The 18,600-nt window shown below is 52.4% G+C and carries 13 protein-coding genes; 1 reads left to right on the forward strand and 12 read right to left on the reverse strand.

Annotated features, from left to right (window positions below; all coding sequences use genetic code 11):
• Positions 1–364 precede the first annotated feature (364 nt).
• On the forward strand, positions 365–799 hold the full coding sequence (locus RID21_RS04290; protein ID WP_232105033.1) for a PEGA domain-containing protein: 435 nt from the start codon (positions 365–367) through the stop codon (positions 797–799).
• A gap of 6 nt (positions 800–805) precedes the next feature.
• On the opposite strand, the gene RID21_RS04295 is transcribed toward RID21_RS04290, so the two are convergent.
• The 12 genes from RID21_RS04295 to RID21_RS04350 form a co-directional block, all read right to left on the reverse strand.
• Positions 806–1,648, reverse strand: a complete 843-nt coding sequence (locus RID21_RS04295; protein ID WP_350187330.1) for an alpha/beta fold hydrolase — start codon at positions 1,646–1,648, stop codon at positions 806–808.
• Between the two features lie 34 nt (positions 1,649–1,682).
• Positions 1,683–3,353, reverse strand: a complete 1,671-nt coding sequence (locus RID21_RS04300) for a sodium:solute symporter family transporter (RefSeq protein WP_350187331.1) — start codon at positions 3,351–3,353, stop codon at positions 1,683–1,685.
• 32 nt (positions 3,354–3,385) lie between these two features.
• Positions 3,386–4,420 carry a succinylglutamate desuccinylase/aspartoacylase family protein gene (locus RID21_RS04305; RefSeq protein ID WP_350187332.1) on the reverse strand — a complete coding sequence of 345 codons (1,035 nt, stop codon included), beginning with the start codon at positions 4,418–4,420 and terminating at the stop codon, positions 3,386–3,388.
• 42 nt (positions 4,421–4,462) lie between these two features.
• Positions 4,463–5,581, reverse strand: a complete 1,119-nt coding sequence (locus RID21_RS04310) for a mandelate racemase/muconate lactonizing enzyme family protein (protein ID WP_350187333.1) — start codon at positions 5,579–5,581, stop codon at positions 4,463–4,465.
• Positions 5,582–5,635: 54 nt separating this feature from the next.
• Positions 5,636–7,033 (reverse strand): DUF1501 domain-containing protein, encoded by a 1,398-nt coding sequence (locus RID21_RS04315; RefSeq protein WP_350187334.1) that lies wholly within the window; start codon positions 7,031–7,033, stop codon positions 5,636–5,638.
• A gap of 12 nt (positions 7,034–7,045) precedes the next feature.
• The gene (locus tag RID21_RS04320) at positions 7,046–10,423 is read right to left on the reverse strand and encodes a PSD1 and planctomycete cytochrome C domain-containing protein (protein ID WP_350187335.1); all 3,378 of its coding nucleotides are present in this window, start codon (positions 10,421–10,423) and stop codon (positions 7,046–7,048) included.
• 17 nt (positions 10,424–10,440) lie between these two features.
• Entirely contained in the window at positions 10,441–11,061 is a 621-nt protein-coding gene (locus RID21_RS04325) for a GntR family transcriptional regulator (RefSeq protein WP_145181446.1), read from the reverse strand.
• Positions 11,062–11,758: 697 nt separating this feature from the next.
• Complete coding sequence (locus RID21_RS04330) at positions 11,759–13,183, reverse strand: glycosyltransferase family 2 protein (RefSeq protein WP_350187336.1); 1,425 nt, start codon at positions 13,181–13,183, stop codon at positions 11,759–11,761.
• Between the two features lie 208 nt (positions 13,184–13,391).
• A complete protein-coding gene (locus tag RID21_RS04335; protein WP_350187337.1) occupies positions 13,392–15,518 on the reverse strand; it encodes a protein kinase domain-containing protein in 2,127 nt (708 codons plus the stop codon).
• Positions 15,519–15,536: 18 nt separating this feature from the next.
• Positions 15,537–16,151, reverse strand: coding sequence for an RNA polymerase sigma factor (locus RID21_RS04340; protein WP_350187338.1), 615 nt, complete (start codon positions 16,149–16,151; stop codon positions 15,537–15,539).
• Between the two features lie 522 nt (positions 16,152–16,673).
• Positions 16,674–17,153 (reverse strand): MarR family winged helix-turn-helix transcriptional regulator, encoded by a 480-nt coding sequence (locus tag RID21_RS04345; protein ID WP_145181450.1) that lies wholly within the window; start codon positions 17,151–17,153, stop codon positions 16,674–16,676.
• 161 nt (positions 17,154–17,314) lie between these two features.
• Positions 17,315–18,475, reverse strand: a complete 1,161-nt coding sequence (locus RID21_RS04350; protein ID WP_350187339.1) for an AraC family transcriptional regulator — start codon at positions 18,473–18,475, stop codon at positions 17,315–17,317.
• Positions 18,476–18,600 lie beyond the last annotated feature (125 nt).

Below are 18,600 nucleotides of genomic sequence, written 5' to 3' on the forward strand. Positions count from 1 at the left end.
AATTCAAGATAACCGGGGCACTTCCCCGGCTTTGTCTCAAAAAAAATTGCCGATATTCGCTAAAAGTGTCCTTTCATGGGCCTGCTGACTGTTTAGAAACAGAGTCGAGGGGCGAGGTTCGCGGATTTTGATTATTTTACTATCGAAACTGTGTTTCTGTAAGTGTTTTTAAAATAATGGTTTACGGGGAATTTCTTTGTCAGGAACTGTCAAAATTTGTCTTGGCAGGATTAAGGAAGAAAAGTAGAATCCCGCTCTTCATTCAGGATTCTACCCTGAATCTGTCTACAAACGTTGTCCTGTCGAAAGTTTCGTCTCAAGGTCCATGTCCGACCCTGTCAATACACTCCGTGCGAGAGCCGCTGTGCCGCGATTCAGATTTGCATCGGTTGATGTGAAGCGTGGATCGCTGTTTGCGCTGTTACTGCTGCTGGCAGCGGTGCAGACCGGGTGCGTGCATCGCCGGATGACAATTCGTTCGGTTCCGTCCGGGGCGCTGGTCAAAGTGGACGGGGAAGAAATCGGTTATACGCCGGTCTCGATGGATTTTACCTATTACGGGACTCGCGAAATCACGCTGACCAAAGATGGCTACGAAACGCAGTCGGTGATGCAGAAGGTGCGGACGCCCTGGTATCAGTGGATGCCACTAGATGCAGTGACGGATAACCTGCTGCCCTTTGAAGTCACGAACCGGCATGAGTTCACTTATCAGCTGCAGCCCAAAGTGGTGGTGCCGACCGAAGAGTTGTTGAACCGCGGTAACATGTTGCGCAGCGAAACCCAGATCGGTCAGTGACCGGGGTTATTGCGCCGGTTTGTCTTTCTTGCTAATGGCCCGCTGGATGACGAATTCCAGGATCGCGCGGCCGTCGTCATAGCTGGTCTTGTGGCCTTCGTGCGGACGGTCGATCAGCAGGACTTCTCGGTTAAGATGTTTCAAGATATTGATCAGTCGGCGGGCACTGTCTGGAGGGACGCTGGTGTCCTTTCCGCCGACCGAGATACTGAGGGGCATCGTCAAATTTTCGGGCCAGTATTCGGCACTCCGCTTTTTAAATTCTTCCGGGATCTGTTGTTTGGTGCCCCCGAAGGAGGCCTGGATGGCGGGCTGAAAATTGTTGTACTCCAGATGGTTGGCGGTGGGGTTCATGGCGGCGACGCCGGCGATAAGTTCCGGATGCAGGGCCGCGAAGGTCAGGCTGGATGAGCCTCCCATCGAACCGCCACAGAGAAAGACCTGGTCGATTTGATATTTCGACTTTAATTCCTCGATGATCTGTTGCAGGTCGGCTTCTGCCTTGGGCCCCATCCAGGAGGTGCGGGCTCGGTAATCGGGGGAGACGTAAATCAGGTTATACTTGCGGGCGATGTCGCGAGCCGCCCGGCATTCGCCCCGGGGATCTTTGACGAACTGCCAGCGGTCGGAACCGTGTCCGTGCAGGGCGATGAGCAGCGAGTGGGTCTTTTCCGGTGAGAACTGATCCGGCAGCAGCAGGACGTAGCGCTGTGTTGTCTGGTCACTACGGGCGGTGAATTCAATGTCGAGGGGCACTGGTTTATGCGGAGACGGTTCAGCGGCATGGCCCGGGGGGGCGAGCAAGGCGATGAGCAGGGGGATCCACGATAGTCTGAGGCAGTGTTGCATGGGGGAGTCCCGAGTATTTTCCTTTAGTGGCGGATTACCAGAAGAGTCCAAATATGATCCAGCAGGAGAAGGCGATTAATAGAATCGCGTACCAGTTGGGGTTGAGGTATTGGGGAACCGGCCTATAAAAGGGTGACTCTTTGACGGCCAGCAGTTCCTGGCGGCTTTCGGAGAGCCAGTTATGTTTTTCCGGTGAGGCGGGTGTCTGCAGTTCCAGTTGCTGATCCGGCTTGAGCCAACCCCATTTGAGGGTGGCGGCGAGCATGGCGAGTGTGGTGATAATCATTGAGCAGGGGAAGGCGTACCAGACCTCCGTCAGCCAGGGGCTGAAAAGCTGCTCTTTGACCAGGACGCGGTCGATGAAGCCAATCAGTCCGTACAGGGAGCCGGCACAGAGGCCGACCAGGCCACTTTGACGCGGGACGCGGGTCAGAACGCCTACGATATAAACGGTAAATAATGGTGTTACAAAAACAGGAATCAATGTGCGGAAGGCCTGAATCATATTGTCGTAACGGGCGATGAAAGGGATGTAGAGGAAGCCCATCAGCAGAATGCCGATGGTTGCCCAGCGGGTGGCTTTCAGGTAATGCGCTTCCGTGGCATCGGTTTTGATCCAGCGGGCGTAAATATCGCGGGTGAACAGAGCCGAAAGGGCGGAGCCGATGGAATCGAAAGTACTGATGGCAGCGGAAAGGATACCGGCAACGACGAGTCCCTTAAAACCGGGAGCGAGATACTGGTTGGCATAATATGGTAATAACCGATCGGCATCCTGAGGCGTGAACTCGGGAACCAGGACGCGGCCCATGACGCCCATCAGGGTGGTGCCGATCATGATGGGCATGATCAACAGGCAGCCGAAGAGGGCGGCCATTTTCATATCCCAGAGTGAGCGGGCTCCCATGAGCCGCATGGTTTGCGTGTGATTGACGGTGTAGTAACCCATGCCGATGATGGTCCAGCCCATGACGATCAGATAGGGGGAGGTGGATTTGGCATCCTGGAACTGGCCGATGTGCAGCCAGTTGATCAACGGTTGTTTGCTGGCGTCGGTGGATTGCGAGAGGTTGTCGACCATCGTCGACCAGCCCCCGGTGGCGGACCAGACGGCGTAGAATATGGTGATGCCGCCGGCCATCATGATCAGGCTCTGCAGGGCATCGGTCCAGACGACAGAGGTGAGTCCGCCCCAGGTGGTATAGGCGGCGGTGAAGATGACCAGTAGCGCGATGAGCGTCCAGCATTGCGTGGGAGTGAAATCAAGGATGCCCTGCAGCATGAGATAAATAGACCAGATCATCAGGCCGAGCATACTGGTGCGGTACTGGATCTGAATCAGGGCGCTGAAGACGCGGATGGATTTACCGAAGCGGGTTTCCAGGTATTCGGCGTTGGTGTAGAAGCCGCCGCGATAGAGAACCGGGACCACGACGAATGAGGCCAAGACCGCACCGCAGACACTGGCGAGGGTAAAAGCGGTGATGATGTGCATGCCGTGGTTAAAGGCGTAACCGGTGAGGGAGACAGCGTCGGCATTGTCGACACTGGTGGCAAAGATCGAAAGACCCAGCCCCCACCAGGGGAGCGAGCGTCCGCCGAGAAACCAGTCGCTGCTGGATTTCGTACTGCGGGCGAGGTAAAAGCCAAAGGCGATCACCGCGCCATTCAGTAAAAAGACAATGAACCAGTCCAGTCCCGTCATATATGTCTTCCCGGTGGTGGAGAAACAGGAGGTTATTCGAACGTTTTCAGGACGGCAGGATCGACATCATGCGCCAGGCAGAAGAGGATGTCTCCCTGGCTGGTTAAGGTTGGGCCACGGTGGGCGATCGCGATGCCATCCGAGGGAGCTTCGATAATCGTCGGCTCGCGGTCCGGGCGTTCGAGGAAGTAGAGTCCTCCCAGGGGCTGTCCCGCAGAGACGTCGGCTCCGACGTCGACAAAACTTTCAAACAGGCCGGACTCGGGGGCGAACATATAGTCGTCGGCGTCGAGTGCCTGAATCCAGCGGGTGGGAGCCAGGCCGAGTTCGGCGCGGCTTTGTTCCTCCCCCTGCAGGACCTTGAGGTGAATCAGGACATTGTGCAAACCGGACTGTGTCGTACGATGCACGCTGGCCGGAGTCACTTCGCCGCCGCCCATTTCGGTGGTGACGACGGTTTTTCCCATGTTTTCGGCTTCAACAGGCAGCAGCCCTTTGCCGGCGATATCGGCATAGAGGAATGCGAAATCGGTGTTGTAGGCGAGCGTGGCCTGAGCCATGCGGCGGCGCTGTTTGAGATCATCGACCAGGTGCAGGTGGGCACAGGGATAAAAGTAAACGCCCCGACCGCCGGTGTGCAGGTCGATGACGACATCGACCCGGGGAAAGATCTCCGTAGTGAGGTAGTGGGCCATGATTTCGGTGACGGTACCTTCCGCGTTTCCAGGAAAACAGCGGTTGAGGTTTTTGCCATCCAGGGGGGAGAGTCGCGTGGCTGCTTTGGCAGCGGGGATGTTGATCGCGGGGATGAAGATGATGCGGCCGGAAATCTGTTCCAGCTGCAGGGTTTTCATCAGTTTCATAATGGCGATGGGGCCGGGGTATTCATCTCCATGATTACCGGCCATGAGGAGCACGGTGGGGCCTTCGCCGTTGGCCATGGTGGCGATGGGAATCTGCAGTTGCGACCAGCCGCTCATGTTGTAAGAGAAAGGGATATTGAGCGTACTCCATTGAGTACCGGGCTGTTCAAAGTCGATCTTCGTACGAATGGGGGTTTGTGTCATGTTGTGGTCTCAGTCTGGTCTGGGGAAGTGTGAGGGGGGACACTATTTCGATTCTGAAACAATATGTGCGGCAACAAATTCTTCGTTGAGCGTGACGCCGAGCCCCGGTTGATCGGGAACCTGAATAATGCCGTTTTCGGCCTGGACTTTTTCGTAGGTCAGTTCGTTGCGGATCGGTTCGTCTTCGACGCAGTCTTCAAAGATGAAGGCATCTTTGCAGGTGGCCAGCCAGTGCAGCGAGGCAGCGACGGTGATGGGGCTGGTGTAACAGTGATTGCAGGGACGGGCACCAATGTCGGAAATCCGCTGTTTCAGATAGGAGGCTTCTGTGAAGCCGTTACGGGCGAGGTCGATCTGGTAGACATCAAGGGCCCGCTGTTCAATGTAGGGACCGAAGGATTCACGTCCGCATTCTTCTTCGCCGGCAGCGATGGGGACGGGGGAGCGATCTTTGAGCCAGGCATAACCGGCGACATCATGAGGGAAGAGCGGTTCTTCAAGCCAGCCGATATTGTAATCGGCGAAGGCGTTGGCCCGCTGCAGAGCGGTTCTGGCATCCCAGACACAGCCGGCATCGATGAGCAGAGTGCCGTCTCCCAAACCTTCGCGGGCTCCCGCTACCAGTTCGATGTCGAGTGCTTCCGACTCCCCCATCGGTTCCCAGCCGAACTTGACGGCGGTGTAACCGTTTTCGATCCAGCGCTGGGTGATGTCGCAGGTTTCCTGGCCATCTTTGCCGAACAGAATTGAAGCGTAGGCGCGGAATTCACTGTGATGGGCGCCGCCGAGCAGGCGATGGATCGGTTCGCCGAAGTGTTTGCCTTTGAGGTCCCAGAGGGCCATGTCGATGGCGGCCATCGCGGTGATAGTGACGCCGGTGCGGCCGAAGTACATGGTGTGGCGATACATTTTTTGCCAGAGGCGTTCTGTTTCCAGCGGGTTTTCGCCGATCAGGAGCTCTCTTAATCCGCAGGCCACGTTGTGGCTGTAAGGGGCGTCGATGATGGCTTTGACCACTTCGGGTGAGGAGTCCGCTTCACCGATCCCTTCCAGGCCGTTGTCGGTTTTGATGCGGACCAGAACCGAATCCTGGCAGCTGGCGGTTTTATTGGTGACGGAACCCGAGCGGAGGATCTGGCAGACGATTTGTTCGATTTTCATGGAGATGAGATGCCTTAACTGAAAGGAGAATGATTCCTGAAATGATTGATTGTGTTATGAGATAATCTCTTTGACCACACGGCCGTGAACGTCGGTAAGACGGAAGTCGCGTCCCGCATAGCGGTAAGTGAGCCGTTCATGATCGATGCCGAGCAGGTGCAGCATGGTAGCGTGCAGGTCGTGCACGTGAACCTTGTTTTCAGCGGCCGCGAAGCCGGTTTCATCGGTAGCACCATGCACGTAGCCTCCTCGCACGCCACCGCCGGCCATCCACATGCTGAAGCCGTAGTGATTGTGATCGCGTCCATTCATCGCGGGGAGTTCCGCGACCGGGGTACGGCCGAATTCGCCTCCCCAGAGGACAAGTGTAGAATCGAGCATGCCCCGCTGCTTGAGATCCTGCAGGAATGCGGCGATGGGCTTATCCCACTGTCCGCAGAGGCGTTTCAGATTCTTTTCGATTCCACTGTGATGATCCCATTCCTGTCCGCCACTGTGCCAGACCTGGATAAAACGGACTCCCTGTTCGAGCAGGCGGCGTGTCATCAGCAACTGACGGCCCTGAAGACCGTCGCCGTACATTTCGTGAATGTGTTTCGGTTCTTTGGAGAGGTCAAGCACATCCGAAGCAGCGAACTGCATGCGATAAGCGAGTTCGAAGGATTGGATGCGGGCTTCGAGCAGGGGATCATGTCCGCGTTGTGCGAGGTGTCTCTGATTGAACTGCTGCAGCAGATCGAGCTGACGTCGCTGGCGTTCCGGTGTCTGTGGGTTATTGATGTTTTCAATGAGGCGGGTGACGTCGGTCTCTTTGGTGTCCAGATGAGTTCCCTGGAATGAGCCCGGCAGAAAAGCGGATCGCCAGTTTTTGGGGCCGACGACGGGAAAGCCGTTGGGGCAAAGCACGACGAAGCCGGGCAGGTTTTCATTGAGTGTTCCCAGACCGTAATTGACCCAGGAGCCAAAACTGGGACGGGGCAGGGCGTTGTCGCCACAGTTCATGAGTAACAGTGAAGGCTCATGATTGGGAATATCAGAGTGCATGGAACGGATGACGCACATGTCGTCGATGTGGGCAGCTGTTTTCTGGAACAGTTCACTGACTTCGATGCCGGATTCACCAAATTTATGAAACTGGAAGGGAGAACCCAGTGCGCCGGCGGTTTTGCGTTCCGTGGGTAGATTGGGGTTGGGCAGTGGCTTGCCGTGAAATTTCTTCAGCAGCGGTTTGGGGTCGAAGGTATCGACGTGTGAGGGGCCGCCGTTCATAAACAGATGCACGACCTGTTTGGCCCGGGCGGGATGGTGACGCGTGACGGAGGCGGTCTGTTTTGCTGCCTGCAGGTTTTCCTGTGAGGTCAGACCTGCCAGAGCGAGCATGCCCATCCCCATGCCGGAGCGGGTCAGCATTTCGCGTCGTGTCAGAAACGGGTTGTGGCTGAACTGATGCATGATCGTACTGCTTTAATCGATAAACTGGAATTCATTGGATAACAGAAGAATTTGTGCCAGGCTTTGCCAGGGGGGAATCCGGACCGGTTTCGGTTTTCTGAAATCCCGGGAATAGTTCCACTGGCGTGCTGGTGTCTGCTCTGTTTTTTCACCGGAGGTAGCCGTGAGCGCCAGTGATTGTGTTTTGATCTCGGGAGACCAGACAAAGGAGTCGAAGCCGAGCTGTCCGGCGATGTCGACCACGAAATCTATGGTCTGGCCTTGTTTGAGCTGGATCTTCTCAAGGTTGGTGTCGACCGATTTCTGGTGGAGTGTCCAGGGACCGAGGACTTTCTTGCCCGCGATGAGCACGCGACCCCGGACTCCATTTCCCTGAGGGAGTTCATGGGCCAGTTTACCGTGCAGGGAGACGGTCATCGTTTCGGGAGCCCGCCAGCGGATGACGGCGACATGCTGCATGTCATTCCCGGGGTGGCCTCCGGTGTTGTCGAGGAAGACCCAGCCGATTTTGGGATCGGGGAGCTTGTTTCCACCCTGATACTGTTTTCCGTTCCAAAAGGGTAGTGGCTTGAAACCGGATAAGGTCTCTGTTTTTTCGTCGTAGGCTCCGTAGCCATATTCCCATTCTGCGATTACAGGTGCCGGCGGAGATTCGACCTGGTCTGATTCCAGGAATTGCTTCATTGCCTGTAATTCATGGGGAGTCGGCTCGCGCTGCAGGATTGACTGAAACAGCTTCCGGATGCCTGCCTGGGAATCTGGTGACTTGTGTGCCTGTTCTCCCAGAATGCGGGCGGCATTCAATACGAGGGGATGGTTCATGAGGAACAGAGACTGCCCGGGAACCGAGGTGGAATTCCGGGCACCGCTGCTGACATCCGGCGAAGGGAAGTCAAAGGTACGGAGCAGCCCCGGAACGTTCTGACGATCAATAAACGTGTATAAGGTTCTGCGTTTGTTGGCAGTGGCTGCGATGCCTCGGACAGATTTGCCTCCCACAGTCAGATTGAGCTGGTGGCTGACCTGCAACAGGGTATCACGCATCGTTTCGAAATCCTGGCGTCTGCGATTCATGCGCCAGAGAAGTTTGTTGGCGGGATCTTGCTTCTCGCCGGCAACGTTGGAGCGGCTCTGCTGCTGATACGTTGCAGAGGACATGATATAGCGGTGGAGTTGTTTGATAGACCAGTCGTGCTGCATGAACCACCAGGCCAGGTGATCTAGCAGTTCGGGGTGGCTGGGTTTAGCGCCCTGGAGCCCGAAATCACTGGGAGTGGAGACGAGCCCCTGTCCGAAATGATGTTGCCAGACACGATTGACGATCACGCGGGCAGTCAATGGATTCTCAGGCGAAATGATAGCCTGTGCCAGTTCAAGTCTCCCGCTGCCTTGGGTAAACGGCTCTGCTGAGACCTGATCAAAGAAGTGCAGATAACGGCGGGGAATTGCCTGGGCCGGCATGCCGGGGTTGCCGCGTCTGAAGACACGGGGTTCGATGATCTGTTTCGCATCCTGGAGTGCGAGCATCTGAGCCAGTTCCGCGGGCGCTGCAGCGCGGGCCTGATCGAGAGCGTCGTTCAGTTCTTTGACTTTCTGCTGTTGTTTTCGATCCGGGAAGAGTCGCAGTACCGTGTAGCCATGCAGGGGCATGACCAGCGGGGAGTGCGGGCTGTAAAAGGCATTCAAAACGTCTGTTTTAGCTTCAGCAAACGGCTGGGAGGTTTTCTGTTGCCCTGGTCTGGCAGCCGTCAGGATTCGCGTGTCCCATGCCTGGTCAATCTGTTTGAACAGACTTGCATAGCCGCGAATGACGTCATCGAATGTCTGCGGATGCTGTTTCAGCAAATGGTCTGCGATCAGGTGTTCCGTTGGGCTCGTTTTCTGGTTCTGGACTGAGTGCTGCAGCAACTTGAGGGCTTGAGGCTGAAAGTTGGCGGCAGGAAGTTTTGCGAGTTTATGCCAGAGCGAGAATACGGGATCCTCATTTTTCTCGGAAAGGTCCAGGAATTCCTGCCAGAGCAGCAGGACTTCGGGATTGAGGTCATCGCCGTCGACGATCACATCAAATTTGACGGTGTCCGGACCGTTTCTCTGGGACTGGGCCACGGTCAGATATTCGGCAAGTCGCTGATGCGTGTCCTCGAGAACTTTCTGATGTTTCTGCTGATAGAGCTGATTCAGTTCCTGAGCTGTCTGCTGAATCTTCTGCGCCTGTTCGGCCAGTTGAGGCGACAGCGAATCCTGATCGCGGAAGGGGAGATCGATGGGCTGCAGTGAATTCAGAAAGACGCCATACAGCGAGTAGTAGTCTTCAATGCTGATCGGATCATATTTATGGTCATGACAGCGGGCGCAGCCAACGGTTAACCCGAGAAATCCGCGGGTGACGACGTCGATGCGGTCCGAAATAATATCGTGGGTATCATTTTTGAAGCGGGGACCGACGGTGATGAAACCGAGGGCCGCTAATGTTTCGTGGGGCAGCTCATCGGTCAGATAGTCTGCCGCCAGTTGTTCGAGAACAAACTGGTTGAACGGCTTATCCTGATTGAAGCTGTCGATGACATAGTCACGGTAGGTGAATGCATTGTGAAAGGTGGGCTTTTCAAAAAAGACGTAACCTTTGGTGTCTGCATAGCGGGCGAGGTCGAGCCAGTGCCTGCCCCAGCGCTCGCCGTAGTGGGGGGAGACCAGTAATTTGTCGACTCTAGTTTGTAATACAGTGGGACTGAAGGAGTTGGTAAAGGTTTCGATCTCACTGTAAGTGGGAAGCAGACCAGTCAGATCCCAGTGCATACGTCTGAGAAGTGTAGCGGGAGAGGCCGGAGGAGAGGGGGAGAGCTGTTCAGCTTCGAGCCGGGCGAGGATGAAATAATCGATGTCGTTCTGAGGCCAGCTGGTATTTTTGACGGCAGGTCGCGACGGATTCTGAATGGGTTGAAAGGACCAGTGCTGAGAGAAATCGACTGATTTCGTGTCTGCCAGCCTGGCGGAATCAGGCCAGACGGCTCCCTGTTCAATCCACGTTGTGAGAACTTTGATTTCATCAGGAGAAAGAGTTTGATCGGGGGGCATCTCCAGCGATTCTCGTTTGACGGCAGAAATCAGCAGGCTGTCTTCAGGTTGATTTACGACGATTGCCGGACCACTTTCCCCTCCTTTGAGCAGATGATCATGCGAATCGAGGCGGAGTTCTGCAAATTGTTTTTTGGGGCCGTGGCAATCGATGCAATGTTTGAGGAGCAGGGGCCGTACGTGTTCTTCAAAAAAACGAACTCGCTCCACCAGTTGCTGTTTCTCCGATTCTGCATGACTTTCGTTCGCAAAGGCATTTAGCAGAGTCAGGCAGATTAACAGTATGAAGTGCGGCGATTTCGGAGATTGTTTCATCATGTAATTCATTTGATCTACTCAATATGATTTTCGATGATTTGCAGCGCCTCTGTCAGGCTCTGGTTTTTGAACGCTTCGATGATCGGTAGATGTTCCTCGTATATCTGTAATGGGTTCTTGTAGTTCAAATGTGCTTCGCGAAAATGTCGTCTGACGCGTGAAACGATGGCAGACCAGATTGCTAGCAGGTCCGGTGAGTGGGAACGTGTTACCAGGGAGCGATGAAAGGCGATGTCATGCTCAGAAATCAGGGCGAAGTCGCGGGCTTCACATGCCTGCTTCATCTTTAGCAGGATGTTTTCCCAGACCTGAAAATCTTCCGCTGTGAGCTGATCAAAGAACAGTCGGACGGCATATTTTTCGATCGTGCAGCGGAGCGGAATAATGAGTTCGGTAATTTCATCAGGGGCAGACGTTGCCACCATCGCTCCCCTGTTGCGGTCCGTTTCCAGAACACCTTCCCAGGTTAACTGTTGAATGGCTTCACGAATCGGACCGCGACTGACTGAAAACCGTCTGGCGAGTTCGGTTTCCCGCAGTCGTTCCCCCTCCGCGATTCTACCAGAAAAGATGTCTTCTCTGAGTCGCTCAACGATCTGCTCGCCGAGACCTCTGACTAACTGTAAATCATTCATATATTATACCTGTTAACCGAAACAGAGGTTCTAGTCTGGGCTATGACTCTTGAGAGCAGAGCTTGTTGGCAGTGATCTGCATCTAAAATGCACCGCATCACAGGTTGTCTTTTGTAAATTGTTAACAATATATTGTCAAATAAAAAGCTGGTACGTAATTCACTTTCAAAGAATTCAATGTTGGAATGTGTAAATAAAAATATATATGGCAATATGTATATTTTGGTCGTGCGTGAATGACAAATCAGGTCAGATTAGAGAATCGCAACCCAGGCGAGAGTCGATGTCTATAAATTTAGACACTATGACGGAAGTTGAGAAAAGTGTTTATATTATTGTATTTACGTTGGGAAAATTATTGATCCCAGAGGGTATTTGATTCGTTATTGACAGATAGGAGCGGTTTGTGTTCAAATAAACTTGTAGGGTTCGTAAGAACAGTTTTCTGCTTATTTCAGAAAAACCTTCCAATTTTCTGATCATTTTCAGGAAGATTGTCCGGTTACATTCCTATATGACTGTAGAGGGTGTTATTCATTTTTGTGAAAACAAAATGAACTAATCACGAAAGACACGGGCTCACTTGCTTACTAAGCACACATTGTAGGGGACTAGTGCCTGCTTCCTATCTTGTGTTGTGAGCTCGTGTTTTTCTATTTCGTGACGCTTACACTTCCCCAGCCGTTTTAGAGAACGCTCAATAGAGAATATTCTCCGGCGTCTGAACATGTCCGCAGTGCACTGAGGGGAGCATCAATATTTCACCATTTTCACGCTTGAGCTGCGCGCACCAGGCCCAGTCATGGGCAGGAGAATCTCGGTAGTGGCTACGCCAGTATTTAGGCGTGCGATCTTTCCAGTACATCAGGCAACCTGTACCACAATAGTCGACCGACGTGATTTTGTCGCCCAGTTCTTTAAAAGCTTTGACGATATGTTCTTCATCAAAATAACCGCCGACAAACTGTGACTCGACATGCCGACTGCGGTAGCAGCCTGAGACTGCATTCGGCGGAATCCAGCCTGTCATCAGGTTTTCCGATAGCTCTTTTCCAGCTTCGAGCGGGACCAGAATGTCGTCTTCTATGATCCAGTGGATCTCGCCTTGCATTTCTGCTTTGAGTCGATTGCAGGCATGGGCCATGAACTGGGCCACTTTGTTTCTTCTGTCCCGTTCAGTTGTGTAGTGATATTTAACAGGGTGTGGTACGACTCTGATTGATTCAAAAATATTGAGATAGCGGTAGGCTTCTCTTCTGATTTGTTCGAGTGTTCGCGGGTCGTTGGAGTTGTCCAGGAGAACCAGTTCAACCGGCTCCTGTGTGTTGATCAGTTTGACTGCCTGGGAAACCGCCGATATCCACTGGGGAAAGTAGTCGACCAGACGCCCGCTGATGATCGACCCGACACTGAGTCGGGTGCAGATCTGTCTCATGCGGGGGAGCATCGATTCCTGGCGTTCCTCTTTTTTGGTTTGAATGTTGGCAGACCAGGATCCGGGGTGTTGGCGGTAGAGCAGCACAGCCTGACTTTTCGCTGGTGTACCCAGGCGAGCACCGCGGAGGGCCAGGTCCCAGTCCCACATGGTGTTGATTTTATTGCGCCAGCCGCCTGCGGTTTCGAACGCGTGGCGATTCCATAAAGCAGAGGTGTTCACAAAATTTCGTAACCACAGACGTCCTTCGTCCCATTCCGGAGCATCCCAGAATGTTGAAAAATTGCCAAACGCTTCGGCCGAACCGTATACGAAGGGAGTTTGGGGAGTAATGGTGTCCAGATGCTTCTGGACATAGTCTGTCTGCAGAACGTCATCACCATCCAGGAACAACAGGTAATCACCTTTAGCAAATGAGGCTCCGCGATTCCGTGCGTCACAAACTCCTCGGTGAAACTGCGAGCGAATCACCTTCAGCCCCTGATCCTGGTATCGACTGGCAATTTTGAGGGAGTTATCAAAACTGCAGTCGTCAACATAGATGACTTCACATTCCACACTTTGATTCAATGCAGACTCGATTGCTTCTGCCAGAAATGGTCCATTGTTCCGCGCTGCGATTACGATACTGACCAGACTCTGTTCCGGATTTGCCTGGAATTTTGTCTGATTTTCCAATTGTTCCACGCGCGCAGATTTTGGCCAGACTGCATTACCTACCATTGATTTAGCCCTTTTGAATAAGAATCTGAATACACAAACCAGATTGAAGTATTCAGAAGGGGACCGGAGGGTCAAGATAAAGATTCCGGTTTAAAAGGCCAGATGGTGATCTTGTATAAGGTGGTGCTGCAAGGAGTTTACAGCTGAACAAGGTGGTTTCAGAGATGGAAGTTTAGTATGAAAGGACAGTCGCATTATGCAAACTGTCTTTTATTTCCTGAAAACCAGCTTCCGTGACCTTCGACTGTTTCAGGTGAAGCTTATCCATGCTGTGCAGTTGTTTGAGTGCAGGTACCGAGGCGTCAGAAGTGTTGGTGTCTTCCAGGTTCAACCAGTTCAGAGCGGGATTGGTTTTAAGAAACTGCAGGCCTTCATCGGAAACGTTCAGGCGAGCCAGGTTGACCGATAACAGATTATGGAGATCGCCGAGATGCTGCACACCCTGGTCTGTCAATTTGGGGTTTTTGTGAATTGAGAGATTGGTAAGATTTTTCAGGCTGCTGACAACTGCCAGATCAGCATCCGTAATTCCTGTGCTATGCAGGTCCAGTTTCATTAGAGAGAGCATACCTTCCAGTGGCTGCAGCGATCCGGCAGTGATCCGGCAATTGAACAAGTTTAGCTCTTCCAGTCTAGAGAGACCTTTGAGGGGAGCCAGCAGTTCGGGAGTGATCGACTGGGGTTTGAAATCAATTCGTATGATTGAAAAATCGCGATTGGGGAGCGACTCAATCTGATTGATGGGGCTGTTTTCACCTGAGATCCAAAGCTCGCAGCGATGATTCAGGAACCAGACTGCAGCTTTTCTTTCCAGTTCCGCATTAATCGCAGGTAGAAGCACTGGAGCGATACCGGCAGTTTGGGGAGTCTGGTTGTCCGCCGTTGTGGGGGGGACTTCGGGTTTATTGAGCCAGATCAGTGCACCAGCCACTCCCAGTGCACAGGCGATGAAAATGGATGAACTAGCCATTCTCTTTCGAACAGGTGCGGATTCTCCCAACTGTCTGTATTGAGTGGTTGCCGTTTGCTGCAGTGCTTCGATTGCAGGGGAGAGCCTTGCATTTGTGCATAATTGTTTCAGTTCCTGAGACTCTGTGAACCGGGTTTCCGAGGATTCGCTGAGTGGTAGCTCCGATCGCTGATACAGAAAGTGATCGAGGATCTCCACAACTTCTGCCATTGTCTGAATCCGCTCTTCCGGATCTTTTTTCATCATGGACTGAAAAAGATCTTCAATTTCAGGGGGTATGTTCGGAATGGGAACTCGCAGATGTGGTGGTGGGGTCTCGCGATGAGCAATAATCGTTTCGAGTTGTGATGTCTTCTTGAACGGGGGCCGGCCAGTAAGCATCTGATAGAAAGCGCAGCCCAGGCTGTAAATGTCTGCACGCTGGTCAATATTTTTGACGTTTTGTGCCTGCTCCGGGGCCATGTAATAGACACTGCCCATGATGCAGTTGCTGTCGGTCAGATCGCTGCATTCCCCCTGCTTCAGTCCGGCCAGTCCGAGGTCAAGAATCTTAACCTGACCGTCGGAGGTCAGAAACAGATTGGAGGGCTTGATATCTCTGTGGATCAGTTGATGGTTGTGGATGTACTGCAGACCATTTGCCACCTGCCTCAGGATGTAACAGGCGGATGAGAGAGGGATCTTTTTTTCCGCATTCAGGATGGATTTAACATCGTGGCCGTCCAGGTACTCCATCACCAGAAAGCAGGTCCCGTCGATCTCTCCCGCATCGGTAGCTTTGACAATATTGGCGTGGTCCAGGCTGCCGATCACTTCCATTTCCCGGTAAAATCGTTGAACCTGGGTCTCGTCATCGACGCGATTATTCAGGATCAGTTTTACAACGACCTGTTTTTTGAGATGGGAATGTGACGCACGGTAGACGGCTCCCATGCCTCCTTTCCCAATCTGTTCAATGAGATTGTAATTCCCAATGGTTCTGATGGGGGTTTCATCCGGCAGGGGTAATGTCGATGTCGCATTGGCAGCCGGCTGGTCCGATGCCTTGTTGCTGCCACTTCCCGATTGATGAATGGAAGAAAATGTAGAGCGAAAAAGTTTGTCTATCCGTTCGTCGGTAAATGCGTGTTTCTCTGCGGGCTCATCCTGGGTCTGTTGTCGATGACAGTTATGCCAGACTTTGAGCTCATCGTCTTCTGACTGGATCTCAATTCGTTTCTGGCAACTGCCACACTCGTTGAGGTGCTCAGAATAGCGCTGTAAATCTTCGCCATTCAGGTCATGTACCAGGTATTGGTGGATTTGATTATCCGAGAGGCAATTTTCCATGAAGAACTCAAGATCTGCTTACTTCTGGAATACGACGCTATCAAAGGAAAGACGTTTGATTTCCTCTTTCAGTTTCTGTTGAACCAGGAATTTGGCTTTATAAATCCAGTTCGAATCAACATCCAATTCTACCGCTGCTGCTTTGGTAGGGGAATCCTGAATCCAGGTGAGTTCAAAAGCACGCCAGGTTTTCTCGTCAAATTGCGGGCGAATCGTCTGCAATGCGGTTTCATAGATATGGCTGCAGAATTCATCAGACCAGACACCATCAATTTCGCCGGGGTGCTTGTTAATGAACTCTTCCAGTTCACTTTTTCCCGTCTGGTGTTGAACCCGCTGGTTCTTTTTCCAGAACCGGCAAATTTCATGGTAAGTGACCGTGCCCAGCCACGATCGAAAACGGCCCAGCTTTCTGTTGTACTCGAATGAGTTCAGGGATGTGCTGATCTGGCGAAAGACCTCCTGACAAACATCCTCGGCATCGGCGTCATTCAGCCGTTTTTTTCGGCAGTAATTGTAGATCAGGGGGCCGTAGATTTTTACAAACTCCCGCCATGCCTCCGCATCCGTATGCAGGCGGACACGATTCAGGAGCGTGATATGTGTCGAAGGCCATTCAGTGCCGTAGTTCATTTGATGGCGTTCCTTACCGATCACCTTACAACCTCAGCAATATCAGAGGCTAAACGCTGATTGCAATCGATTGGTCATTGCAGGAAGTCAACTAAGTTCAGGAAGGCTGAAGTATTAGAGATACATTATTCAATGTACTCAAACTGCTTAAGGAATGGAATAAAATTATCCAGTAGTAATCAGACAATCCAGTATTATCTGGAGTTCATAAAAATCTCTGAATATGATCGCCAGAACTGGCGCATACCTTCCCCTGTTAATATTACTACCTTTAAAAAAGAGATCTGATTCAGAGAATTCAGATTATTGGCAAAAAAGTCAAAACTTGTGCAGGCATCGGCTATGCATAGCTTGCTAAGCAAGTACGGAACTCCTGACTCCCACATTGTTTAGGGGGGGAGGACCGTTTCGAGATGTGAGAACAAATCTGACCAGGCCCGAATGTTAAGTCAGGAGATTTGACATTGCCTGGAAAGTGACGGCAGCTTTACAATACGAACCGCAAAGCAGGTCAATTGAATTCTAATTGGCGGGAACCAGCGAGGTCCGTGCCTTTTCGAGAAGCCGGGACAGTTCATTCAGTTCATTTTTACTTAAATGACCGATCAATTTGCGGTGCAATTCGAGATCCGGTTCATCAATCTGCTTGAGCAGTTTGAGTGCTTTCGGTGTGATTTCAATATAAACCACACGCCGGTCTTCCGTGCAGCGTTTGCGTTTGACCAGATCCTGAGCCTGCAGGCGATCCAGTAACCCGGTGATGGCGGGAACGACCTGTACCATTCGACTGGCAATTTCCAGTGAAGGCATGGGTTTACCTTCTCCGCGTAGAATGCGTAAAACATTATACTGAGAAGGGGTTAAGCCAAATTCCCGGAACAGCTTACCGAACTGGTTATGAAAAATATCGCTGGTTCGCAGGATATTTAAAATGGCTGCCTGTTCCAGGGAATCGAAAGGTTGCTTCTTTTTTAGCTCTTCTTGCAGATTGCTTTGCGCCATTTTTAGCCCTGATGTATGAGATGGAATCCGGCCATTTTATGGGTAAGTATTTGAGGCGTCAATAGCCTCTTATCGACTATCATTGATCTTATTCCAGTTAGAATTTCTCTAATCAAATTCCTGATTCTTCTAAAGCAATGATGAGATGAAGCAGATTCCTTCTAGTGTTGTGCCTTCAGTCGAAACTCAGTCGGAGTACAGCCCTCATGCTGTTTGATGATCACACTCAGGTAGGCGGCACTGGAGAATCCAGACATGGCTGCAATCTGTTCGAGCGTGAAATCAGTGTCAATCAGCAATTGTCTGGCGCGCCGGAGACGTTCTTCCGCGATGATCTGGTGCGGCGTTTTTCCCACCAGTCTGGTAAAGCGACGTTCCAGAGAACGCCGTGCCAGATTGACGTGGCGGGCAATCAGTGAAACACTGATTTTTCCACACGCATTGTGCCTGATAAATTCGAGTGCTGCTGCGATTGCGGGGTCATCGACGGCGATGGTATCAGTGGAGCGGCGGGGAATCAGCAGGCGGGGAGGAACCAGGATAGTTGAATCTGCGGTCTGTTCTCCTTTCATCAGGCGATCAAGCAGCGCTGCAGCCTGGTAACCAACGGCTTTCGCCTGATGGGCGATACTCGTCAGCGGAGGATCGACTGCCTCACAGAAGACATCGTCGTCGTCAACACCCACGACAGCTACCTGTTCCGGTACCGCGATGTTACGCCGGCGACAGGCATCCAGGACACAGAGCGCGCGCAGATCGTGAGCGGCCATCAGGCCGACAGGCTTGGGAAGCGATTCCAGCCAGTCGCCCAGGTCCTCTTGTCCTCCGTTCCAGCTTTCTACGAATCTCCTGCGGGAAAGCGGGGAGTAAATTTCACAACTGGCACCCTGTTGCGCTGCCTGTTCAGCGAATGCCTGTTGCCGACGAAGAGACCAGTTGGCCCGTTCAACACCCACAAAGGCAAAATTTCTGAGATGCCGATCCTGTAAATGTTCGAATGCAATCCGGGCCAGAGCTGTATCATCAGAGTAAACGCCGGGCAGACCCAGGTTGGGGATCTGCTGCAGAGTGTCGACTACGGGGACATTGGCTGCTGACAGTCGCTCTGCCATCTGACGGGAACGGACGCGGGCAATGATGCCATCTCCCTCCCAGCCATTCAGCCAGTCGGGTAAAGACGTCTCCGGTCCCCATTCATCAATGTAGACTGACCAGGGGCCATGGGTGCGTGAATAGCTCGAGATTCCCTGCAGAATTTCTCTGCCGAATGTTTTTGATGTTTCTATGAATATCGCCACCTGGGGGGCGGTACGGTTCTGCATTACTGAATTCCGGTGTCGCAAAATTGAAAGTGAATGACGCATCACTGGATTGATTACGCCTCTCTGCCGAGGTTACACTGAAGTGATTATTCGATAATAAAGATTTTTAAAAAATGAGAACAGCC

Source organism: Gimesia sp. (assembly GCF_040219335.1).
Taxonomy (GTDB): domain Bacteria; phylum Planctomycetota; class Planctomycetia; order Planctomycetales; family Planctomycetaceae; genus Gimesia.